We start from the raw sequence: 22,886 nt of genomic DNA, 5'->3' as shown, positions 1-22,886 counted from the left end.
GGCCGCGTCCACGTCGCCGGGATCGGCGACCGCCCCGAGGCCGCGCACCTCGTCCCCGCCCTCACCACCGCCGACACCGCGGCCCGGACGGTGGGGGAGCGGGCCGCGCGGCTGCTGCTGGAGCGGGTGGAGGGCCGCGGCGGCGCCTCCGCGGACGTCCCCGCCGCGGCCCTGCGCCCACGGGCCAGCACCGGTCACTGGTAGCCGCGGATCTCCCGGAACACCTCCTCCAGGCTCTGTTCGCGGGCGTCGAACAGCCGGCCACCGGTCCGCTCGGCCAGGTCCGCCATCTCCTCCTCGCCCGCCTCGCCGAACAGCACGGTGAACACCGGCACCCGCGCCGCCTCCGGCGACAGCTCCCCCAGCCCCTGGGCGAACGGCGTCGGCCCCATGCCCCAGTTGACCTCACCGTCGGTCATCAGCACGATCGACGTCAGGTAGTCGTCCTCGGGGGCCTGCTCGACGAGTCCGTAGGCCTCCAGTACCGCGTCGTAGGTCGCGGTGTCGCCCAGCGCCTCCAGCTCCCCGATCGCGTCCGTCACCTCGCCCAGCGACTCGTCGATCCTCCCGGGCTCCACCACGAACGTCCGCGGCTCGTGCGGCTCGGTGGAGAAGGGCAGCAGCGTGATCTCCTCCCGCTCCTGGAACGCCTGTATCCGCTGTTCCAGCGAACCCCCGGTGGCCCCGGTCAGCGAGCCCAGCGCCTCCTTCAGCTCGTCCAGCCGGTCGCCCTTCATCGACCCCGACACGTCCAGCACGTACACCGTGCGCGCCGGCCGGCGCAGATCGCTGAAGTAGTCCGCGACCAGCCCGTCCACCACCTCGCGGTGGGCGGGGAACGGCAGCTCCACCAGAGACGGCAGGTCCGCGCCGGACACCCCGGACGCCACCGGGCGGCGCAGCGTCCGCTCCGCGATGTCGGCCTGCACCTCCTCCGACAGCAGGTCCTCCACCAGCCGCGCGTAACCCTGTTCGGCCTCCTCGTCGGGGCCGGACAGCAGGGTCAGCGGATAGTCGGCGGTGATCACACCGTCGGCCGGGTAGACCAACCGCAGGTCCGCGCCGTCCCGGTTCAGTGACAGCAGCACCGACTCGTAGTTGATGAGCGCGTCCACCGGCCGCTCGTCGTCGGACCGTTCGGTGAACGCCTGCGCCAGCCAGCCCGACGAACCCGCCGTCAGCTCCTGGCCCTTGAAGAACCCGGCCAGCTCCGGGCCCACCCGCTCCACGTCCTCGCCGGTCAGTGCGCTGCCGCTGTCGGCCAGCGCCGAGGCCACCCCGATCAGCGCCGAGAAGCCCGAGTTCGAGGCACCCGGGTTGGTCATCCCGTAGGTGAACTCCGCGTCGCGCACCGCCTCGTTCACGTCCGACCAGGTGACCCCGGCGCCCTCGGACCACCCCAGGTCGTCGGCGCGCGACTCGCGCACCCCCAACACCACGGGGGAGAGCATGACGGGCGTTTCCTCGCGGACCCGGCCGCGCCCCTCCTCGTACAGGTGCAGGTAGCGGTTGGAGCCGAACCAGACCGCGTCGTACTCCTGTGCCTCGCCGGCGGCGACCCGCGCCAACCCGTCCAGGGTCCCGGTGTACTCCATCTCCACCGTCACCCCGGTCCGCTCGGCGGCCTCCTCCAGCAGCGGCTCCATGTCGGCCAGCTCGCTGCCCGCCAGGACGCGCAGGGTGGTCCCCTGCCCGCCGCCGGGGCCGCCCGGGGTGCAGCCCGAGGCCGCCACCGCCACCGCCAGGGCGGCGGCGCACACCGCACGCCTCATTCGTCCTCCTCGCGGGACGGGCCTGCGGCCGGGCGCTGCTCCTCGGGGGCGGGCGGCCCCATCCCGCTGTCGTCGTAGGCGTCCTCGATCCCGTTCAGGAGGGCCTCCAAAGCCTCGTAGGTGGGGATGTTCACGATGTCGTCGACCCGGTCGCGCACCGGCAGGTCGTGTTCGGCGACCAGCTCCGCGAAGGCGTCGCCGCCCTCGGCGCGGAACCCGTGCCGGGTCGCCAGCGACCGCAACTCGGGGTCCACCGCCAGCAGCGCACCCACCGCGTCGCCCGCCTCGGTCAGCGGGACCAGGGTGTGCGCCGAGTACACGGTCGGCGCGGGGTACATCAGCACCACGTCATCGGGCAGCGCGGGACCGTTCACCATGGCGTGCACGTACTGAGCCTCGTAGGCCCACAGCAGCGGGGTGTGCCCCGGACCCAGGTCCCGGAACTGCTCGAAGGGCTGCTGGGAGGACTCCGGGGGCTGGCCCTGGGCCAGGAACAGGTCGGACAGCCGATCGGTGATCTCCGGGTCCGGGCCGCCGGGCGGGACCACCTCCTCGCCGTTGAGCAGGTAGGAGATCACGGCGGCGTACAGGCCCCCCGAGTTCGAGGTGCGCGGGTCGGTGGTGCGCACCAGCACCTCGTTGCGGTTCTCCGAACCCACCGAGTCCCCGGGCAGGTCCCGCCAACGGGTCTGCTCGGCGGTCAGCTCCAGGTAGGCCGCCAGGTCGAACGACCAGGTGCCGTCCTCCTCCGACCGGTGGGCGACCCCGGCCTCGCGCAGCGACTCCGCGAGCGGCTCGTAGGAGAGCACCACCATCGGGGTGCTGAACAGCCGGTGCTCGGTGGAGACCCCGTGCTGCCGCTGGACGTGGTCGGTGCCGGCGTCCGATCCGGGGGAGACGAAGTCGGCGTCCCCGGCGTCCTGGGCCAGCAGCCGCGAGCCGCGCGGACGCACCCGGACCTCGTAGCCCAGCTCGGCCAGCCGGGCCATGACCTCCTCGTCGCGGAAGAAGTCGACCTTCTCGGACCCGACGACGCCCTCGACCACGGTGGCGCCGCCGACGAACCGGTCGACCAGCACCGCGCCGATGGCGACGATCAGGGCCACCACGACCGCTGTCGCCGCCCCGAGCAGCATGCGTGCGCGCCAGCCGGAGGGGAGGGGGATGGGGCTCACCGTGTGGTTCCTCCTGGTATGTGGAGAAAAGAGGGGTACTCCACTCTGCCCGCCGCGGTGGTCCCCCGCCCCACCACGAAGTGGACACCGGGTGGCTTCCACGGGAAACCCGGCCCGTGGGCGGCCGACCGGACCGTCCCCGGCGAGAACTACCCTGGGAACCGTGGCAGGCCGGATCAAAGACGAAGACATCGCCCTGGTGCGCGAGCGCACCCCCATAGCGGACGTGATCGGCGAGTACCTCCAGCTCCGCAACGCGGGCGGCGGCTCGCTGAAGGGCCTGTGCCCCTTCCACGACGAGAAGTCCCCCTCCTTCAACGTCACCCCCTCCAAGAACCTGTACTACTGCCTGGCGGGGGAGACCCGGGTGCTCACCCGCGACGGGGTGCGGCCCATCAAGGAGCTGGCCGGGGGCAGGCACACCATCCTCACCAAGGACGCCACCTGGGTGGAGGCGCCCTTCCACTCCTTCGGCGAGCAGCCGCTCATGCGGATCACCCTGAGCCGCAGCGGCCGGACCAAGGTGATCCACGCGACACCCGAGCACCGCTGGTTCGTGCAGGCGGGCGAGGACCGCGGCGAGACGCGCGAGGTGGTCACCTCCGAGCTGGAGCCAGGGCACCGGCTCGCGTACGTGCTCCCGCCGAAGAAGACCACCGCCACGACGCCGTCGCCCTTCGGGATCGCCCGCGGCATCACCTTCGGCGACGGCACCCGGCACGGCCGGGACGCGGTGGCGCGGCTCGACGCGGATAAGGCCCCGCTGCTCAAGTGGTTCCCGCACAGCGAGACCACCCGGCACGGCCGCCGGATCCTGGTGCACCACCTGCCCGGGTACTTCAAGGACCTCCCGCCGCTGGACGAGTCGGACTCCTACCTGTACGGGTGGCTGGCGGGCCACCTGGCCGCCGCCGGGCACGTCGCCGAGGACGGCACGGTGACGCTCCACTGCGCCGACCGCGACGTCCTGGAGCACGTCCGGATGGTCTGCACCCGGCTGGGCATCGGCACCTACGGCATCACCGAGCAGGCCCGTGAGGGCCTCCCGGGCCGGGAACCGTCCCCGATCCACCGCGTTCACCTCGTCGGCGACGACCTCACCGAGGAGGCGTTCCTCCTCGACGGGCACCGGCTCCGCTTCTCCTCGGCATCCGAGAAGTACGCCCGGCGCGGCTGGACCGTGCGCTCGGTCGAGGAGACCGACCGGTTCGAGGAGGTGTTCTGCGCCGTCGTCGAGGAAGGGCACGCCTTCGTCCTGGAGGACGACATCCTCACCGGGAACTGCTTCGGCTGCGGGGAGGGCGGGGACGCGATCTCGTTCGTGCAGAAGATCGAGGGGCTGGCCTTCGCGGAGGCGGTCGAGTCGCTGGCCCGCCAGATCGGGGTGACGCTGCGGTACGAGGAGAGCGGGGGGCGCTCGACGCGGCGGGACGAGGGCAAGCGGCAGCGGCTGCTGGACGCCCACCGGGCCGCGGCGGAGTTCTACGCCGAGCAGTTGCTCTCGCCCGGGGCGGTCCAGGCGCGGCGCTTCCTGAGCGAGCGCGGGTTCAACCGGGCGCACGCCGAGCACTTCGGGCTCGGGTACGCGCCCGCCGGGTGGGAGAACCTCACCTCTCACCTGCGCCGCAAGGGGTTCACCGACGCCGAGCTGATCTCCGGGGGCCTGGCCGCGCAGGGGCGGCGCGGCGCCTACGACCGGTTCCGCAACCGGCTGCTGTGGCCGGTGCGGGAGGTGACCGGTGAGGTGGTCGGGTTCGGCGCCCGCAAGCTCGACCCCGCCGAGGACGGGCCCAAGTACCTCAACTCCCCTGAAAGCCCCATCTTCCACAAGAGCCGCCTGCTGTACGGCCTGGACCTGGCCAAGCGGGACATCGCCTCCCGGAGCCAGGCCGTCATCGTCGAGGGCTACACCGACGTCATGGCCTGCCACCTGTCCGGGGTGACCACCGCCGTGGCCACCTGCGGCACCGCGTTCGGCGAGGACCACCTCAAGATCCTGCGCCGGATGCTGCTGGGCCGCAGCAACCAGGGCGGAAAGGTCGTGTTCACCTTCGACGGCGACGCCGCCGGGCAGAAGGCCGCGGTGCGCGCCTTCGCCGAGGAGCACGGGTTCGTCGCGGACACGTTCGTGGCGGTCCAGCCCGACGGCCTGGACCCCTGCGACCTGCGCCTGCACCACGGCGACCAGGCGGTGGTCGACCTGGTCGACCACGCCGTCAACCTGTACGAGTTCATGGTCCGCAAGGTCATCGAGGAGTACGACCTGTCCAGCCCCGAGGGGCGCATCGCCGCCCTGGACGCCGCCGCCCCCGTGGTGGCGAGCATCCGCGACCACGGGGTGCGCCGGTTCTACGGCAAGAACCTGGACCGCTGGCTGGGCACTCTGGACGAGTCCTTCGTGCTCAACCGGGTCAACCGGCACATCCGCCGGGCCACCGCCCGGGGCGGCCGGGCCGAGGCAGCCCCGGCCGCGGCGGGTCCCGCGCCCACCCCCGACGCCCGGGAGGCGCCCTACGACCTGAGCGACCCGTCCCTGCAACGGGAGCGCCTGGCGCTGAAGGTCGCCGTGCAGGCCCCCGGCCTGGCCGTCGGGTTCGACGCCTTCACCGCCGACGACTTCACCGTCCCCCAGCACCGGGCGATGCTGGCGCTCATCGCCGGACAGGGCGGGGTGGCCGCGGCCGGCGACCCCGCGTCCTGGGCGGCGCGGCTGCGCGAGGCCGCCCCCACCGAGGCGCAGCGCGATTTCCTGACCCGTTTGGCGGTGGAACAACTGGAGTTGTACGGAGAACTCGACGAGTATTCCGCCCGGCAAATTATGGGCACAGTCAGGACTCATTCCATCAATCGCCGCGAGTCAAACCTGCAATCGGAGCTCTCGCGTCTGAGCGGTACCGATCAGGTCGCGGAACAGCAGCGGTTGCTGACCGAGCTCATGGCCCTTCAACAGCGCAAACGAGCCCTTCAAGAGGAGCTCGCCGGGGGTATGTAGCACGAAGGTGACAATAATGCTCCTCCCGTCGGCGGCGGGCGGGCATGCACAATGGTGTGGTGGCTCCCACGGTTGTGACCAATGAAATTCCGCCCATTCGTCAGGTGGTGCGGCTGCTCCCCGACGCGGGTCGGGGAACGGTCAGCCGCGGCGAGGTCGCGTCGGCCCTGGAACGCCTGGACGCGCCCCCCGACGCCCTGGACGAAGCGGTCGCCCTGCTGGCCCGGGTCGGGGTGGAGGTGTCCGACCCCGAGGAGGCCCCCCTCGCCCCGGACCCGGGGCGGCGCTCCGGATCGGACCTGGTGCGGCTCTACCTGCGCGAGATCGGCCGGGTCCCGCTGCTGTCCGCCGAGGAGGAGGTGGACCTGGCCAAGGCGGTCGAGGCCGGCCTGTACGCGCAACGGTGCGAACCGGTCGAAGGAGTGTGCACGAGGGAGGAACTCGACGCGCTCATAGAAGCGGGCAAAAAGGCCAAGCGAGCACTCATAGAGGCAAATCTCCGGCTGGTGGTATCGATCGCCAAACGCTATATGGGGCGGGGTCTGCTTTTCCTCGACCTCATCCAGGAGGGCAACCTCGGGCTGATTCGCGCGGTGGAGAAGTTCGATTACGCCAAAGGCTTCAAATTCTCCACCTACGCCACCTGGTGGATTCGCCAGGCGATCACCCGCGCGATCGCCGACCAGGCGCGCACGATCCGCATTCCGGTGCACATGGTCGAGACCATCAACAAACTCGTCCGGGTGCAGCACCAGCTGCACCAGCAACTGGGCCGCGAGCCCAACATCGAGGAGATCTCCCACGCCGCCGGGTTCGGCGGCGAGCGGGTCCTGGAGATCCAGCGGATCGCCCGCGAACCCGTCTCCCTCCAGGCGCCGATCGGTGAGGAGGAGGCCGACTTCGGCGACTTCATCGAGGACTCCGACGCGGTCGTCCCGGTGGAGGCCGCCTCCTTCACCCTCCTCCAGCAGCACCTGACCGAGATCCTGGGCGGGCTGTCCGACCGCGAGCAGCGCATCCTGCGCCTGCGCTTCGGCATGGCCGACGGCCACCCGCGCACACTGGAGGAGGTCGGCCGCGAGTTCGGGGTGACCCGCGAGCGCATCCGCCAGATCGAGGCCAAGACCCTGGCCAAGCTCCGCCACCCCTCCCGGGCCGGCACCCTGCGGGACTTCCTGTAGCGTGCCCCTTCGGGCCTCCACCTCGCTTTCCACGGGCCGGGGTGCGGAGGGGCTCCCGGCGGTGGCCGGACGGCCTGATGTGGCCGATGAGAGCCGAACGAGCGGGTTTCGTGACCCGGTTCCTCTACGGTCGGAAGGGTGAAAGCCACACCGCCACGGAGCCACCGGCGCCGGAACGCCCGTCCGGGACGGCGGCGCCTGCTCGCCCTGGGCGCGGTCGTGACGGCCGCGCTCCTGATCACGGGGGTCTTCGTCATCGCCAACGGCAACCGGCCCCTGCGCATCGGCTACTTCGCGGACTGGAACGTGGCCAACCGCGACTTCACCGTCGGGAACCTGGCCGACAGCGGAGCCCCCGCCCACCTGGACCGCCTCATGTGGGCCTTCGGCGACGTCTCCGAGGACGGCCTGTGCCACATCCCCGACGGCCACGAACAGTCCTGGGAGCTGTACCAGCGCCGCTACTCCGCCCAGGAGAGCGTGAACGGCGAGGCCGACGAGTACGAGCAGGAACTGGCCGGGAGCCTGCACCAGCTCCGCCTGCTCCAGCGCGAGTACCCCGACCTGCGGGCCAGCCTGTCCCTGGGCGGCTGGAACTGGTCGCGGTACTTCTCCACCGCCGCCCGCACCGAGGAGTCCCGCCGGGCGTTCGTGTCCTCCTGCGTGGACCTGTGGCTGCGCGGGGACCTGCCGGTGCGCGAGGACGAGCCCCAGGGCGGGGAGGGGGCGGCCGCCGGGATCTTCGACGGCATCGACCTGGACTGGGAGTGGCCGGGCGGTTCCGGCAACCCGCGCAACGTCGAGGACCCCGGCGACGCGGCCAACTTCACCCTGCTGGTCGCCGAGTTCCGCCGCCAGCTCGACGCGCTGTCGGAGGAGACCGGACGGGAGTACACCCTGTCGGCGTCGCTGTCGGGCGCCCCGGGCCAGGCCGACGCCTACGACCCGGCGATCTTCGACCACCTGGACTTCGCCACCGTGCAGGGCTACGACTTCTCCGGCCCCTGGAACGAGACCACCGCCTACCACTCCAACCTCTACCCGCCCGCGGCGGACCCCGACGCCAACAGCGCCGACGCCGCGGTGACCCGGTTCGTCGACCTGGGCGCACCGCCGGAGAAGCTGGTGCTGGGCATCCCCGCCTTCGGCCGCGGCTGGCAGGGCGTGGACGGCGTCGACCACGGGCTGGGCCGCCCGGCCCGGCCCGCCGACGACGCCTACGACGGTCCGACCATGGCCTTCTCCGACCTGGAGGAACTGGACGGGGAACGGTACCTGGACGAGGAGGCTGGCGCCTTCTCGGTGCGGGTCGGCGACCAGTGGTGGACCTACGACGACCCCGCCGTCATCGCCCTCAAGGGCGACTACGTGCAGGGCCGCGGACTGGGCGGCCTGATGGTGTGGAACCTGGACATGGACCCGACCGGAGACCTCGTGAGAGCCATGGACGAGGCCCTGGGCTGACCGCGCGGCGCGGTTGCGCGCCGCGCGGCCGGGGGCCACCCTGGGCGCCATGGCCGACCCGCAGCAGACCCCGCAGCCCGCCCGACACCCCGACCCGTCACACCCCGACCCGTCCGCCGAGGCCCTGCGCCGGGACCTGGAGGACGCCGTCCGGGGGACCGTCGCGTTCGACCCGGGCACCCGCGCCCTGTACACCTCCGACGCCTCCAACTACCGGGTGGTCCCGCTGGGGGTGGTGCTGCCCGCCACCGTCGAGGACTGCGCGGCGGCCGTCCGGGTCTGCGCCGCCCACGGCGTCCCCGTCACCCCGCGCGGCGGCGGCACCTCCATCGCGGGCAACGCCATCGGCCCGGGCGTGGTCATCGACACCTCCCGCCACCTCACCGCCATCGAGGACATCGACCCGGCCGCCCGCACCGCCACCGTCCAGCCCGGGGTGGTCCTGGACGAGCTGCGGGCGGCCGCCGCCGAGCACGGCCTGACCTTCGCCCCCGACCCCTCCACGCACAGCCGCTGCACCATCGGCGGGATGGTCGGCAACAACGCCTGCGGCTCCCACTCGGTGGCCTGGGGCACCACCGCGGACAACATCGTCTCCCTGGAGGTACTGCTCCCCGACGGCACCCGGATGACCGTCGGCTCCCGGCACGGCGCGGAGGAGTTCGCGGAGCTGGCCCGCCGCCCCGGCCGGGAGGGCGAGGTGTACCGGGGGCTGACCCGCATCGTCGAGGAGCACCGGGCCGGACTGCGCACCGCCATGCCCGAGTTCCGCCGCCGGGTCTCGGGCTACTCCCTGGACCGGCTGCTGCCGGAGAAGGGGCGCAACGTCGCCGCCGCACTGGTCGGCACCGAGGGCACCTGTGTCTTCGTGCTGCGCGCCACCGTCCGGCTGGTGGAGGCGCCGCGGGCCCGGGCGCTGGCCGTGCTGGGCTACCCCGACGCCCCGGCCGCCGCCGACGCCGTCCCCGACCTGCTCGGGCACGCCCCGCTCACCGTCGAGGGCATCAACCTCCGGATGGTCGACGCCCTGGACGGGCGGCCCGGCACCACCCGGGTGCCCCTGCCCGGGGGCGGTGCCTGGCTGCTGGTGGAGATCGCCGGGGCCGACCCCGACGGCGCCGAGCGGGCCGCGCGGGACATGCTCGGCGCGCTGCCCGCCGGCGCCCGCCCGGTCGACTCCCTCGTGGTGTCCGACCCGGCCCACCAACGCGCCCTGTGGCGGATCCGGGAGGAGGGCGCCGGGCTCACCCAGCGCACGCCCGCCGGGGAGGACGCCTGGTCGGGCTGGGAGGACGCCGCCGTGCCCCCGGAGAACCTGGGCGGGTACCTGCGCGACTTCGACGCACTCATGGAGCGGCACGGCCGGTTCGGGGTGGTCTACGGGCACTTCGGCGACGGCTGCCTGCACGTGCGCATCGACTTCGAGCTCACCACGGAGGCGGGCCGCACCGCGTACCGGGCGTTCCTGGAGGAGGCCGCCGACCTGGTCGTGGCGCACGGCGGCTCGCTGTCGGGGGAGCACGGTGACGGCCGGGCCCGCTCGGGCCTGCTCGCCCGCATGTACCCGCCGGGGCTGCTGCGGGCCTTCGCCGACTTCAAGGGGCTGTTCGACCCCGCGGGGGTGATGAACCCCGGGGTGATCGTCGACCCGGCCCCGGTGGACGCCGACGTCCGGCTGGCGGCGCGCCCCCTGCCGTTGCTCGACGAGGCGACGCTGGCCTACTCCGGCGACCGCGGCGACCCGGCACGGGCGCTGCGGCGCTGTTCGGGGGTGGGCAAGTGCCGCAGGCACGACGGGCCGGGGGTCATGTGCCCCAGCTACCAGGTCACCCGGGAGGAGCGGCACTCCACCCGGGGCCGGGCCCACCTGCTGTTCGAGATGGCGGCGGGGGAGGTGGTCACCGACGGCTGGGCCTCCGAGGAGGTGCGCGAGAGCCTGGACCTGTGCCTGTCCTGCAAGGGCTGCCTGAGCGACTGCCCGGTCAACGTGGACATGGCCGCCTACAAGGCCGAGTTCCTGCACCACCACTACCGGGGACGGGTGCGCCCGGCGGCGCACTACTCGATGGGCTGGCTGCCGGTCTGGGCCCGGCTGGCTGCGCTGGCCCCGGCCGAGCTGGACCGGGCGCTCCGGCTGCCGGGGGTCTCCCGACTGGCCAAGCGGCTGGCGGGGGTGGCCGCCGAACGCGATCTGCCGGGGTTCGCGCGCACCACGTTCACCCGGGCGTTCCGGCGCCGCGCCGCCCGCGGGCGGGCGCGCACCGACGGGCCGAGGGTGGTGCTGTGGCCCGACACCTTCGGCGAGCACATGGACCCGCACATCCCGGCGGCGGCGGTCCGGGTGCTGGAGGACGCCGGGTTCACCGTGGTCCTGCCGCGGGGGCCGGTGTGCTGCGGGCTGACCTGGGTGTCCACCGGCCAGCTCGACACGGCCCGCACCGTGATGCGCCGCGCCCTGCGCGCGCTGGGGCCGCTGGTGGAGGAGGGGCTGCCGGTGGTGGGGCTCGAACCCAGCTGCACCGCGGCGCTGCGCCACGACCTGGTGGAGCTGGTGCCCGGCGAGGAGAGCGAGCGGGTGGCCGCGGCGGTGCACACCCTGGCCGGGTTCCTGGCCGAGCACGCCCCGGACTGGCGGCCGCCGCGGGTCCCGGCGGCCGCCCTGGCCCAGGTCCACTGCCACCAGCACGCGGTGCTGGGCTTCGACGCCGACCGTGAGCTGATCGCCCGGGCGGGTGTGGACGGGGAGGTGCTGGACGCGGGCTGCTGCGGGCTGGCGGGGGACTTCGGGTTCACCGAGGGCCACTACGAGGTGTCGGCCGCCATCGGCGAGCGAGAGCTGCTGCCCCGGGTGCGTGCGGCGGACGCCGACACCCTCGTACTGGCCGACGGCTACAGCTGCCGCACCCAGATCCGCCAGGGCACCGGCCGCCGCCCGCTGCACCTGGCCGAGCTCCTCGCCCGCGGCCTGGACGGGTGACGGGACCGGGGCGCGGGGCACCGCCGCGTTCCGGAAGGCCCGGGGGAGACGTCTTCGAGGGCGGGGTGCGGCCGCAGGCCGTCCGTTGTGGGCCTCCCGTCACGCGATGGGCGGGCGGGCCGGGGTGGGGGGTGAAGGGTGCGTTCAGACGCCCATCTGGTCGTGCAGGAGGTCCAGGGCGCGGGCGACCGCGTCCGGCAGGCGGGGGTCCGTTGTGGGCCTCCCGTCACGCGATGGGCGGGCGGGCCGGGGTGGGGGGTGAAGGGTGCGTTCAGACGCCCATCTGGTCGTGCAGGAGGTCCAGGGCGCGGGCGACCGCGTCCGGCAGGCGGGGGTCCTTCTCGTCCAGGCCCTCGCCCAGGTGGATGCGCCAGGAGGCCTCGCTGCCGCCCGGGCTGCGCCGGGCCACCAGGCGAAAGCCCGTGGTGGAGTCGGGGTGGGGGAAGGGGACGAACCGGTTCACCAGGATGGTGGCGGTGACCCGTTCGGCGACCGCCTCGGCCAGCGACCGGTAGTCCACCGCCTCGCGCAGGGCGACGGTGTGCTCGCCGCGGCCCTCTTCGACGAAGGCGAACTCCTCGCGTGACCAGCGGGCCCGGTCGATGTCCTGCCACGGCACGGTGCGGCCGTCGGGCAGGTGCAGGGCGCGGGTGGTGGCCGCCAGCACCGCCTCGCCCCCGGCGGAGACGGGCGCGTGCGCGAGTACGCGCTCGCCCCGGCCCAGCCGGGAGCGCACGGAGGCCGGCGCGCTCCGGCCCAGCAGGCCCATCTAGCGCTCCGCGGAGCCGTTGTGCCCGTTGGCGCCGTTGCGCCGCGGGGGCTCCCCGTTGACGGTCTCCCACTCGACGAGGTCGATCTCCTCCTCGGTGGGCCGGGCGAGGAAGTCGCGCACCGAGGTGATCGGCATCTTGGCGACGGTCTTGTCGTACACGGTGCGGCCCGCGTTGCTCACCTGGGCGCCGACCAGTCCGGCGACCTCCTGTACGACGGGGCTGTCGGCCACCTTGCGGGCGCTGCGTACGATCTGTTCGTAGCGGGCCCGGCCGGCCTTGGCGCCCAGGACGTAGCCGATGGCGAGTCCGGCGGCGAACGTGATCCGGTAGCGCATGGGTACCCTCTTCAGGCCTCGGAGACGGTCGTGGTGTTCCGTGTCTGGCACGTTACCCTGTCGTGGTTGCGGCCACACGGGCCGACACCGGTCACGAGCACTCCGGAAGAGCGCTAGTCTATTGGTGTCGCCACGGGCCGCAGGGCCCCTGGTGAACGCGATCCCGCGTAGCTCAATTGGCAGAGCAGCCGGCTGTTAACCGGCAGGTTATTGGTTCGAGTCCAATCGCGGGAGCAGGGGAAAACCGTTGGCGCACCGCTCGGTGGGGGCGCTACGCTGTTCCCGGAACGCGATCCCGCGTAGCTCAATCGGCAGAGCAGCCGGCTGTTAACCGGCAGGTTATTGGTTCGAGTCCAATCGCGGGAGCCACGACGAAGGGCCCCTCTCCGCGGAGAGGGGCCCTTTCGCGTGTGTCGGACGGCGTGACGGTGCGGTCGGGTGGTCGGCGGGCGGCCGAGCCGCAGCGGAATGCGGCCCGGCGGCGGCTCAGACGCGGGCGGCGGCGCCGTACAGCAGGCGGCGGTTGCGCTGGGGCATCTGGTAGCTGCCCGGGACGGGCGGGGCCACCGGCAGTGTCCGCCAGCGCTGCACCTCCAGCAGGCCCGGGCTGAGGATCTCCCAGCCGTCGAGCAGGCCGAGGATCTCCTCCCGGGTACGCCAGTACCCGGAGTTGAGGTGGCGGCGGAAGACGTTCTGGAGCTGCTCGGCCCGGTTGGCGTCCTTGGGGAAGACCGCCGGGTCCGGGCGGTGGTAGTGGCTGACCACCAGGTGGCTGCCGGCGGGCAGCAGACCGCGCAGGGTGGCCATGTGCGCGGCCGGGGTGTCCACGTCGGCCACGTGCGAGAGGGCGCCCGCCATCAGCACGCCCACCGGTCGGTCCAGGTCGATGAGACCGCGCAGGACGGGGTCGGCGAGCAGGTCGGCCGGGCGGGTCGGGCTCCCCGCCACGGCCACGGCGCGGTCCTCGCGGACCAGCGCCCGGTGGTGGGCCAGCACCATGAGGTCGTCGGTGACGTACACGATCCGGGCCCGCGGGAGGATCTCGTGCGGGTCCCCGGGGGCGGGCAGCCCGGCGCCGAACTGCACGAACTGGTCGATCCCCGCCTCGTCGTGGAGGTGGCGCGCCGCGCGCTGGAGGAAGGCCCGCTCGCCCAGGACCAGGTCCTGGAAGCCCGGTGCGACCTGCTCGGCGGCGAGCGCGAGGTCGCGGTCCACCTCGAAGTGGTCCTTGCCCTTGAGGTGGAAGGAGTGCAGCCGGGCCAGGCTCGGCCGGGTCAGGTCGACGGCGGGCGGGGGGTTGGCGTGCTCCTGACGTGTCCCCGCCTGCCTCAGGAAATCGGGGGAGGTGAATCGCGACATCGCCGTCCTCTTGTCTGAGGTGGGGAAGTGTGGCCGACAGGAGGATTCTATTCATCGTTGGCTCGGTTGTTAACCGAGTCCGGGACACCGGTCGTAAAAATCGTGGGTACGTGCGCCCTTGCCGTGGTCTCCGAGGTGGGTTAGGACCCCCTTGGGGTTAGTAGTACTTATATAACTGATGTCCAATTATGCGAGGAATCGGGTTCCGGGCTCGGGGCGGGAAGCCTTGCCACGAAGCCTCTTCCGGCTCCCGGGCGAGTCCGATGGGGCTGGAGTGACCGGTGCGGTGCCTCCGGGGCGGGTGCCCCCGTGGGCCACCGCAGCCCCACCGAACACGAATATAGGTCGCTGTCCCATATCCCGTCCGATGCGGAGAGAAATTCGAGAGCACGTCCACGGCCTGCGACAATCGGTTTCGGTCACCGGAATGGCACAAAGTTCCGAGTGCCGGAGAATACCCCGGGCCCGCTGCGCACGCACCCCGCGCGGACGCCGCTAGCCTGGGTCCATGGACCGTCCCCACACCATCCTCAGCTGCGCCGTGTCCGTCGACGGGCGCATCGACGACACCGGTCCCGAACGGCTGCGCCTGTCCAACGAGGCCGACTTCGCCGAGATCGACGAGCTGCGCGCGCAGTGCGACGCGATCCTCGTCGGCGCCGGCACCCTGCGCAACGACGACCCCCGGCTGCTGGTCCGCTCCGAGCGGCTGCGCGCCCGCCGCCGGGCGCAGGGGCGGACCGAGAACCTGCTCAAGGCCGTCGTCACCCGCACCGGGGACCTCGACCCCGGTGCGCGGTTCTTCACCACGGGGGACGCCGGCGCGGTCGTCTACACCGGCGGCGACGGCGCGGACCGCGCCCGGGCCCGGTTCGCGGGCCACTCCCCGGACCTGCCGCCGGTCGACGTCGTGGACGCCGGGGACCCGCCCACCGTCAAGGCGATCCAGGCCGACCTGGCGGCCCGCGGCGTGCGGCGGCTGCTGGTGGAGGGCGGCGGCCACATCCACACCCTGTTCCTCACCGCCGGGCTGGTCGACGAACTGAGGCTGGCCATCGCCCCGTTCTTCGTGGGCGAGGCCGACGCCCCGTCCTTCGTCCACCCGGGCGCCTTCCCGGCCACCCCGGCCGCGCCGATGCGCCTGGTGGAGACCCGGGCGATCGGCGACATCGCGGTCCTGCGCTACCGCCTCGACGCGGACGGCGCCGCGTGAGCGCCGGGCCCGCGCCCGCCGCGGGCGGCGCGGACGCCCACTGGCTGCGCCGTACCGTCGACCTGTCCCGGCTGTGCCCGCCCTCGGACACCGCGTTCTCCGTCGGCTGCGCGGTCGTGGCCGCCGACGGCACGGTGCTCGGCGAGGGCTACTCCCGCCGCGACGACCCCCACGACCACGCCGAGGAGGTCGCCCTGCGCGAGGTCGACCCCGCCGACCCCCGCCTGGCCGGGGCCACCCTGTACTCGTCGCTGGAGCCGTGCAGCTCCCGCTCCTCGCGCCCGCTGCCGTGCGCGTCGCTCATCCTCACCACACCGGTCCCGCGGGTGGTCTTCGCCTGGCGCGAGCCGGCGGTGTTCGTCGACTGCGTGGGCGCCGAGCGGCTGCGCGCCGCCGGGCGCACCGTACTGGAGCGCGCCGACCTCGCGGACGGGGTCCGCGAGGTCAACGCCCACCTGCTCGGCTGAGCCGGCCGCCCCGGGCGGGACCGCACGCGGATCAGAGCCGGTTCACGTCCACGATGTGGACGACGGCGCGCCCCTCGGCGTCGGAGGTCGCCAGGTCCACTTCGGCGGAGATGCCCCAGTCGTGGTCGCCGGCCGGGTCGGCGAGGATCTGCCGCACCCGCCACAGCCCGTCCTCCTCCCGCGGATCAGAGCCGGTTCACGTCCACGATGTGGACGACGGCGCGCCCCTCGGCGTCGGAGGTCGCCAGGTCCACTTCGGCGGAGATGCCCCAGTCGTGGTCCCCGGCCGGGTCGGCGAGGATCTGCCGCACCCGCCACAGCCCGTCCTCCTCCTCGATGAGGAGCATCTTGGGGCCGCGGGCGTCGGGACCGGTGCCGATGGAGTCGTGCTCGGCGTAGTACTCGTCCAGGGCCTCCTGCCAGGCCTCGGCGTCCCACTCGCCCGCGTCCTCCAGGGCGCCCAGCTCCTGGTGGCGACGGCGGGCGGCCAGCTCCACCCGGCGGAACAGCTCGTTGCGGACCAGCACCCGGAAGGCGCGCGGGTTGGCGGTGACCGGGCGCACCCGCTCCTCGGCCACCTGCTCCTGCGGCACGTCCTGCTGCGGGTTGGTCAGCTGCTCCCACTCGTCCAGGAGGCTGGAGTCCACCTGGCGGACCAGCTCGCCCAGCCACGCGATGATGTCGTGCAGCTCCTCGGTCTTGGCGTCGTCGGGCACCGTCTGGTCCAGGGCCTTGTAGGCGCCCGCCAGGTACCGCAGCACCAGTCCCTCCGAACGCGCGAGCTCGTAGTGGCCCACGTACTCGGTGAAGGTCATCGCCCGCTCGTACATGTCACGGGCCACGCTCTTGGGCCGCAGCGGGTGGTCGCCCACCCACGGGTGGCCGCGCCGGTAGGTGTCGTAGGCGTGGGAGAGCAGCTCCTCCAGCGGCCTGGGGTAGTCGACGTCCTCCAGGAGCTCCATGCGCTCCTCGTACTCGACGCCGTCCTCCTTCATCCGCTGCACGGCCTCGCCGCGCGCCTTGTTGAGCTGGGCGCCCAGGATCTGCCGGGGGTCGTCCAGGGTGGACTCGACCACGCTCAGCACGTCCAGGGCGTAGGACGGCGACTCGCGGTCCAGCAGCTCCAGGGCCGCCAGCGCGAACGTGGACAGCGGCTGGTTGAGCGCGAAGTCGGACTGGAGGTCCACGGTGAGCCGGGCGGTGCGGCCCTGCTCGTCGGGCTCGGGCAGGGCCTCCACGATGCCGCCGTCCAGCAGCGACCGGTAGATGGCGATCGCCTCGTGGATGTGCCTGCGCTGGGTCCTGCGGTCGTCGTGGTTCTCGGTCAGCAGGTGCTTCATGGCGGTGAAGCAGTTCCCGGGGCGGGCGATGACGCTCAGCAGCATCGCGTTGCTCACCCGGAAGCGGGAGGTCAGCGGCTCGGGATCGGCCTCGATCAGCTTCTCGAACGTGGCCTTGTCCCACGACACGAAGCCCTCGGGCGCCTTCTTGCGCACCACCTTGCGCCGTTTCTTGGGGTCCTCCCCGGCCTTGGCCAGGGCCTTCTCGTTCTCGATGACGTGCTCGGGCGCCAGCGCCACCACGTTGCCCACGGTGTCGAACCCGGCGCGGCCCGCCCGTCCGGCGATCTGGTGGAACTCCCTGGCCCGCAGCCGGCGCACCCGCACCCCGTCGTACTTGCTCAGCGCGGTGAACATCACGGTGCGGATGGGCACGTTGACGCCCACCCCCAGGGTGTCGGTGCCGCAGATGACCTTGAGCAGCCCGCGCTGGGCCAGCCGCTCGACCAGCCGCCGGTACTTGGGCAGCATCCCGGCGTGGTGGACGCCGATGCCGTGGCGCACGTACCGGGACAGGTTGCGGCCGAACCGGGTGGTGAAGCGGAAGGCGCCGATCTCCGCGGCGATCTCCGCCTTCTCCTCCTTGGTGCACATGTTGATGCTGGTGAGCGACTGCGCCCGCTCGATCGCCTGCGCCTGGGTGAAGTGGACGATGTAGACGGGGGCGTCGCCGCCCTGGAGCAGTTCCTCCAGGGTCTCGTGCAGCGGGGTGACCCGGTAGTCGTAGTAGAGGGGGACGGGGCGCTCGGCGGAGGTGACCACCGCGGTGGACCTCCCGGTGCGCTTCTCCAGGTCCTCCTCGAACCGGGTGACGTCGCCCAGGGTCGCCGACATCAGCAGGAACTGCGCCTGCGGCATCTCCAGCAGCGGCACCTGCCAGGCCCAGCCGCGGTCGGGCTCGGCGTAGAAGTGGAACTCGTCCATGACGACCGTGTTGATGTCGGCATCCGCGCCCTCGGCCAGGGCGATCTGGGCGAGCACCTCGGCGGTGCAGCACACGATGGGGGCGTCGGCGTTGACACTGGCGTCGCCGGTCATCATCCCGACGTTCTCGGTGCCGAAGATCTTGCACAGGTCGAAGAACTTCTCCGACACCAGGGCCTTGATGGGCGCGGTGTAGAACGCGCACTCGTCCCGGGCCAGCGCGGCGAACAGCGCGCCGGTGGCGACCAGGCTCTTGCCGGAGCCGGTCGGGGTGTTGAGGATGACGTTCGAGCCGGAGACGACCTCGATGAGCGCCTCCTCCTGGTGCGGGTAGAGGGTGAGGCCCCGCTCCTGGGCCCAGGCGGCGAACGCCTCGTAGAGGGAATCGGGTTCGGGTTCGGCCGGAAGCGCATCAATGAGACTCACGGTCTCTATACTGCCCGCTCCGGGAAGGGCCCGGACACGGTGACGGCGGGCGCGCCGGTGGCGCGCCCGCCGTGCGGCGGTCCGCGGTCCTTCGGACCGGCCGGTCCCTCAGACCAGGCCGAGCTTCTTGACGGTGTCGCGCTCCTCGACCAGCTCCTGGACGGAGGCGTCGATGCGGCCGCGGGAGAACTCGTCGATCTCCAGGCCCTGCACGATCTCCCACCTGCCCTCGCGCGACACGACGGGGAAGGAGGAGATGAGGCCCTCGGGCACGCCGTAGGAGCCGTCGGACGGGATGGCGGCGGAGGTCCAGTCGCCCTCGGGGGTGCCGTTGACCCAGTCGTGGACGTGGTCGATGGCGGCGTTGGCGGCCGAGGCGGCCGAGGAGGCGCCCCGGGCGTCGATGATCGCGGCGCCGCGCTTGGCGACGGTCGGGATGAACTCGTCCTCCAGCCACTTCTGGTCGTCGACGGCTGCGGCGGCGTTGGTGCCGTTGACCTCGGCGTGGAACAGGTCCGGGTACTGGGTCGCGGAGTGGTTGCCCCAGATCGTGAGCTTCTTGATGTCGTTGATCGACACGTCGAGCTTCTTCGCGAGCTGGGTGAGCGCGCGGTTGTGGTCCAGGCGGGTCATCGCGGTGAAGCGCTCGGCCGGGACGTCCGGGGCGTGGCTCTGGGCGATGAGGGCGTTGGTGTTGGCGGGGTTGCCGACCACCAGGACGCGGATGTCGTCGGCGGCGCCGGCGTTGATGGCCTCGCCCTGGGGCTTGAAGATGCCGCCGTTGGCCTCCAGGAGGTCACCGCGCTCCATGCCCGGGCCGCGGGGGCGCGCACCGACGAGCAGGGCGATGTTGGCGCCGGCGAAGGCCTGGCGCGGGTCGTCGAAGATGTCGATGCCCTGGAGCAGCGGGAAGGCGCAGTCGTCCAGCTCCATCGCGGTGCCCTCGGCGGCCTTGACGGCCTGGGGGATCTCCAGCAGACGCAGCTTCACCGGCGTGTCGGCGCCGAGCAGCTGGCCGGAGGCGATCCGGAACAGCAGGGCGTAGCCGATCTGACCGGCGGCGCCGGTGACGGTGACGTTGACGGGTGCTTTGGACATGGCGTGAACTCTCCTGACGACGATGTGCGACCCGCGATGTTACCAACGGGTACGAAGCGGCGCCGGTACCGGGCGCCGGGGTCGCCTGGCGCGCGCCGCACCACACCACACTAGACCGCGCCGTGCCGCGCCCCGCGACCCAGGTGCGTCCAACGCCTCCGGCCGGTACCGCGGGGACCCGCCATCCCTTGCGCGGCAGTACATTCACGACTCGGAAACGTCGGACACACCCTGTTAGGATGACGTGCGTCGACGACGGCGGGCCGGTAGCTCAGCTGGTTAGAGCAGGGGACTCATAATCCCTGGGTCGCGGGTTCGAGTCCTGCCCGGCCTACTCCCCCTACAGCGATAAAAGCGCCTCCCACCTGGACCAACAGGCAGGGGGCGCTTTCACTGTCGCCACGGTCGGCCACGGGTTCCCACGGTCCCGTCCAGGGGGCCGCGTTGAATACGCGTTGAAGTTCCACGGGCCCTCGAATCCGGCCGAGTCGTCCGGTCCGCGGCCCCGCCTCGTCTAGACTCGGCCTCCGGTCCGGACCCGGCACCGGTCTCTCCCCCCCGTGGTGTCCCACGTCTCACAACCACCCTGAACCCGGCACCGTCGGACGGATCGTCAGTACCGGAGTGTCCGACGGACCGGAGAGGCGTGTGGTGGAGGAGCGGAGAGCAGGGCGCGGGGCGCACCGCAGGACCCGGCGGCGCGGAAGCGCCCCCCGGAGCAGGGGTCCGCTGCGCGCGTTCGCCGCCGTCCTGGCGGGCGCCGCCCTGGTGACCGTCCTGCACGCCACCGTCTCCCGGGACGTGGACGCCCGGCCCACCGATCCCGTCCCGCAGGCCCCGGTCGCACCCCCGGGCCGCCCCTTCGACAGCCTCCTCGACCGGGTCGGCGTCTCCCGGGACGGTTCGGCGGCCGGTGCCGACCTCGACGGCGCTGGCAACAGCCTCTCCGCCCGGGCCCTGGCCCGGGCCGGCTGGACGCCCGGGCGGGAGGTCACCCTGCTGGGCACCACCCTGGAGGTCCCCGACTACGCGCCCGGACGCCCGGACCACCTGGTCGCCGACGGGCAGCAGGTGCGCCTGCACGGCCGCTACGAGTCACTGACGTTCCTGGTCACGGCCACCGGCGCGGGCGGTGCCCCGGTCGGCGGCAGCGGCCGGATCGTCTACACCGACGGCACCGGGCAGCCCTTCACCCTCACCGCGCCGGACTGGGCCGCCGGCCCGGCGGGCGACGCCGCCCTGGTCCTGCCCTACGCCAACACGGACGCCGAGGACGGTGCCGGCACCGTGCCGGGGGCGGTGCGCCTGTACGCGCGCTCGGTGCCCGCCGACCCCGGGCGGGAGGTCTCCCACCTGGTGCTGCCCGGAACCGGCGCCGACACCGGGAACCTGCACGTCTTCTCCATCGGCGCCCGCGCGGCCGACCACGGGTGGACCGGGACCTGGGCCCGCGCCACCTCGGCCTACATGGAGGTGGGCCCCTGGCAGGACCAGACGGTCCGCCTGGCGGTGCGCAGCACCGCGGGCGGCCACCGGGTCCGGATCCGGCTGGACAACACCTTCGCCGCCGAGCCGGTCACCATCGGCGCCGCCTCGGTGGCCCTGCGCGGGACCGGCGCCGCCACGCACGGCTCGGCCGTCCCGCTCACCTTCGGCGGCCGCTCCGACGTGTCCATCCCGGCCGGGGGGCAGGTCTACAGCGACCCCGTCGACCTGCTGCTGCCGCCGCAGACCGACGCCCTGGTCAGCCTCTACCTGCCCGACCCCGTGTACGCCGCGCCGCTGCACTACGCGGCCGGGGACACGAGCTACCTCGGGGAGCCCGGCGGCGGCGACCTCACCCTCGACACCACCGGCGCCCCGTTCACCGGTCGCCTCTACCAGTGGCCCTTCCTCACCGGAATCGAGGTCGCGGACGGGCCCGGAGCGGTCGTCGCGTTCGGCGACTCCATCACCGACGGCGTCCGCTCCACCCGTGACGGGCACGCGCGCTGGCCGGACGTGCTCAGCGCGCGCCTGCACGCCCGCGCGGACCTGCCCCACCCGGGAGTCCTCAACCTGGGCATCTCGGGCAACCACGTGGTGAGCGACGCCTACCCGGGGGAGGGGGCGTCGGTGAACGCCTCCGGGGTCTCCCAGCTCCACCGTGCCCCACGCGACGTGTTCGGCCAGTACGGGGCGGACACGCTCGTCCTCTTCGCCGGGATCAACGACCTGCGCTGGGGCACCCCGCCCGAGCAGGTCATCGCGGGGCTGGAGGAGCTGGCGGCCGCGGCCCGGGACCGGGGGATGCGGGTGTTCGTGGCCACCCTGGGCCCGTGCGCGGGCGAGGCGCGCTGCACCGCGCAGGTGGAGACCGCCCGCCGGACGGTCAACGCGCACCTGCGGTCGCGGGCCCCGGACCCCTCGTCGCCGTTCGACGGGGTGTGGGACTTCGACGCGGTGCTGCGCGACCCGCAGGACCCGACCCGGCTGCTGCCCGCCTACGACTCGGGCGACCACATCCACCCCGGGGACGCGGGCCTGCGCGCGCTGGCCGAGTCGGTGGACCTGGACGCGCTGCTGGGCCGGTCCCGCGCCGACGGCGGCGTCCAGGGCGAGGTCAGCGCGGACACCCCAGGTGGTGGTGGATGACCAGGTCCACGTAGACCGACCCCAGGTCGTCCAGGCTGAGCCCGCCCTCGGGGCGGTACCAGTGCAGCAGGGAGTCGAAGGTGTCCAGCACCTCGTCGGCGGCCCGGCCCGGGTCGTCCACGTGGAAGGCGCCGGACAGGACGCCGTCGACGATGATCCGGCGGATGTGCTCGCGGTAGGTGCGGTTGAGCGCGCCGATCTCACGGTGCCGTTCCTGGTGGATGGCGCGCAGGGTCGGCAGGATCTCGTGTGCCAGCGCGGTGGCGGTCCGGTGCCGCCAGCCCGTCTCCACGTGCCGGACGACCAGAGCGGACATGCGCTCGACGGCACCGGTCCCGGGGTCGTCGGCGGCCAGTTGGCACTCCACCTGCTCCCGGGCCGAGCGCAGGACCACCGCGTAGGCCAGGTCGAAGCGGGTGGGGAAGACGCGCCGCAGCGAGGCGGGGTCCGTTCCGGTCGCCGCCGAGATGCGGCGGGTCAGGTCGGACATGGGCAGGCCTCGGGAACCGTGCTCGGCGAACAGCCTGGCGGCACAGTCCAGGACGGGGGCCGTTGCGCGGAGCGCGTGAGGGGAGATGTCGGCCGTCATGTGTCGGTGTCTCATCGCTCGGGTGCGCACCGCCGAGGGGACGTCGGGGCGCATCAGGGTTCCTTGCGTGAATCGTTTTCGAGGGTATCCGCGATCGTGCGGCGAAACGGGCGGAACCACGGAACTCGGTGGTTAACGGCGAGGTTTCGTGGCACATGTGAGCCGTG

At 73.0% G+C, this 22,886-nt stretch carries 16 protein-coding genes, 3 tRNA genes and 1 pseudogene; 11 read left to right on the top strand and 9 right to left on the bottom strand.

Annotated elements, in window-relative coordinates:
- The coding region (locus QJS33_RS07370) for a substrate-binding domain-containing protein (protein WP_306367100.1) at nt 1–204 on the top strand (204 nt) is incomplete at its 5' end.
- On the opposite strand, the gene QJS33_RS07365 is transcribed toward QJS33_RS07370, so the two are convergent.
- Nucleotides 195–1,772 carry a VWA domain-containing protein gene (locus tag QJS33_RS07365; RefSeq protein WP_306367099.1) on the bottom strand — a complete coding sequence of 526 codons (1,578 nt, stop codon included), beginning with the start codon at nt 1,770–1,772 and terminating at the stop codon, nt 195–197. The two genes, QJS33_RS07370 and QJS33_RS07365, sit on opposite strands and share 10 nt — an antisense overlap.
- On the bottom strand, nt 1,769–2,947 hold the full coding sequence (locus QJS33_RS07360; RefSeq protein ID WP_372339610.1) for a hypothetical protein: 1,179 nt from the start codon (nt 2,945–2,947) through the stop codon (nt 1,769–1,771). The genes QJS33_RS07365 and QJS33_RS07360 overlap by 4 nt, the downstream gene beginning before the upstream one ends.
- Before the next feature lie 163 nt (nt 2,948–3,110).
- On the opposite strand from QJS33_RS07360, the gene dnaG reads away from it, so the two are divergent.
- The 4 genes from dnaG to QJS33_RS07340 all read left to right on the top strand — a co-directional run bounded on the left by dnaG (nt 3,111) and on the right by QJS33_RS07340 (nt 11,561).
- Nucleotides 3,111–5,939, top strand: a complete 2,829-nt coding sequence (gene dnaG / locus QJS33_RS07355; RefSeq protein WP_306367098.1) for a DNA primase — start codon at nt 3,111–3,113, stop codon at nt 5,937–5,939.
- Between the two features lie 104 nt (nt 5,940–6,043).
- Nucleotides 6,044–7,120 carry an RNA polymerase sigma factor RpoD gene (gene rpoD / locus QJS33_RS07350; protein WP_306367110.1) on the top strand — a complete coding sequence of 359 codons (1,077 nt, stop codon included), beginning with the start codon at nt 6,044–6,046 and terminating at the stop codon, nt 7,118–7,120.
- Between the two features lie 138 nt (nt 7,121–7,258).
- Entirely contained in the window at nt 7,259–8,584 is a 1,326-nt protein-coding gene (locus QJS33_RS07345) for a glycoside hydrolase family 18 protein (protein ID WP_372339609.1), read from the top strand.
- 49 nt (nt 8,585–8,633) lie between these two features.
- A complete protein-coding gene (locus tag QJS33_RS07340) occupies nt 8,634–11,561 on the top strand; it encodes an FAD-binding and (Fe-S)-binding domain-containing protein (protein ID WP_306367097.1) in 2,928 nt (975 codons plus the stop codon).
- 271 nt (nt 11,562–11,832) lie between these two features.
- Here QJS33_RS07340 and QJS33_RS07335 read toward each other — a convergent pair whose 3' ends face one another.
- On the bottom strand, nt 11,833–12,330 hold the full coding sequence (locus QJS33_RS07335) for a hypothetical protein (RefSeq protein ID WP_306367096.1): 498 nt from the start codon (nt 12,328–12,330) through the stop codon (nt 11,833–11,835).
- Complete coding sequence (locus tag QJS33_RS07330) at nt 12,331–12,669, bottom strand: hypothetical protein (protein ID WP_306367095.1); 339 nt, start codon at nt 12,667–12,669, stop codon at nt 12,331–12,333. It abuts the gene before it with no gap.
- Between the two features lie 161 nt (nt 12,670–12,830).
- Between QJS33_RS07330 and QJS33_RS07325 the strand changes: the two genes are divergently transcribed.
- Together QJS33_RS07325 and QJS33_RS07320 are read left to right on the top strand one after the other, a co-directional pair.
- Nucleotides 12,831–12,903: transfer RNA gene (locus QJS33_RS07325), tRNA-Asn, on the top strand.
- A gap of 59 nt (nt 12,904–12,962) precedes the next feature.
- Nucleotides 12,963–13,038, top strand: a tRNA-Asn gene (locus tag QJS33_RS07320).
- Nucleotides 13,039–13,155: 117 nt separating this feature from the next.
- Here the strand turns inward: QJS33_RS07320 and QJS33_RS07315 are convergent.
- On the bottom strand, nt 13,156–14,028 hold the full coding sequence (locus tag QJS33_RS07315) for an SAM-dependent methyltransferase (protein ID WP_306367094.1): 873 nt from the start codon (nt 14,026–14,028) through the stop codon (nt 13,156–13,158).
- A gap of 508 nt (nt 14,029–14,536) precedes the next feature.
- On the opposite strand from QJS33_RS07315, the gene QJS33_RS07310 reads away from it, so the two are divergent.
- Together QJS33_RS07310 and QJS33_RS07305 are read left to right on the top strand one after the other, a co-directional pair.
- Complete coding sequence (locus tag QJS33_RS07310; RefSeq protein ID WP_306367093.1) at nt 14,537–15,241, top strand: dihydrofolate reductase family protein; 705 nt, start codon at nt 14,537–14,539, stop codon at nt 15,239–15,241.
- Nucleotides 15,238–15,708 carry a dCMP deaminase gene (locus tag QJS33_RS07305; protein ID WP_306367092.1) on the top strand — a complete coding sequence of 157 codons (471 nt, stop codon included), beginning with the start codon at nt 15,238–15,240 and terminating at the stop codon, nt 15,706–15,708. The genes QJS33_RS07310 and QJS33_RS07305 overlap by 4 nt, the downstream gene beginning before the upstream one ends.
- 31 nt (nt 15,709–15,739) lie before the next feature.
- Here the strand turns inward: QJS33_RS07305 and QJS33_RS07300 are convergent.
- The 3 genes and pseudogenes from QJS33_RS07300 to QJS33_RS07290 form a co-directional block, all read right to left on the bottom strand.
- A pseudogene (locus QJS33_RS07300) lies at nt 15,740–15,877 on the bottom strand (DUF3516 domain-containing protein); the annotation flags it as partial.
- Nucleotides 15,878–15,893: 16 nt separating this feature from the next.
- Nucleotides 15,894–18,398, bottom strand: coding sequence for an RNA helicase (locus tag QJS33_RS07295; protein WP_306367091.1), 2,505 nt, complete (start codon nt 18,396–18,398; stop codon nt 15,894–15,896).
- Nucleotides 18,399–18,506: 108 nt separating this feature from the next.
- The gene (locus QJS33_RS07290; protein WP_306367090.1) at nt 18,507–19,496 is read right to left on the bottom strand and encodes a malate dehydrogenase; all 990 of its coding nucleotides are present in this window, start codon (nt 19,494–19,496) and stop codon (nt 18,507–18,509) included.
- Between the two features lie 260 nt (nt 19,497–19,756).
- On the opposite strand from QJS33_RS07290, the gene QJS33_RS07285 reads away from it, so the two are divergent.
- Together QJS33_RS07285 and QJS33_RS07280 are read left to right on the top strand one after the other, a co-directional pair.
- Nucleotides 19,757–19,830: transfer RNA gene (locus QJS33_RS07285), tRNA-Ile, on the top strand.
- Between the two features lie 290 nt (nt 19,831–20,120).
- Nucleotides 20,121–22,130, top strand: a complete 2,010-nt coding sequence (locus tag QJS33_RS07280; protein ID WP_372339608.1) for a GDSL-type esterase/lipase family protein — start codon at nt 20,121–20,123, stop codon at nt 22,128–22,130.
- On the opposite strand, the gene QJS33_RS07275 is transcribed toward QJS33_RS07280, so the two are convergent.
- Nucleotides 22,099–22,719 (bottom strand): TetR/AcrR family transcriptional regulator, encoded by a 621-nt coding sequence (locus QJS33_RS07275; protein WP_306367089.1) that lies wholly within the window; start codon nt 22,717–22,719, stop codon nt 22,099–22,101. The two genes, QJS33_RS07280 and QJS33_RS07275, sit on opposite strands and share 32 nt — an antisense overlap.
- Between the last annotated feature and the right edge of the window lie 167 nt (nt 22,720–22,886).

Source organism: Nocardiopsis sp. CC223A, from assembly GCF_030766825.1.
Taxonomy (GTDB): Bacteria; Actinomycetota; Actinomycetes; order Streptosporangiales; family Streptosporangiaceae; genus Nocardiopsis.
Note: the sequence above shows the minus strand (reverse complement) of the source record. Positions and strands in the feature narration are given on the sequence as shown.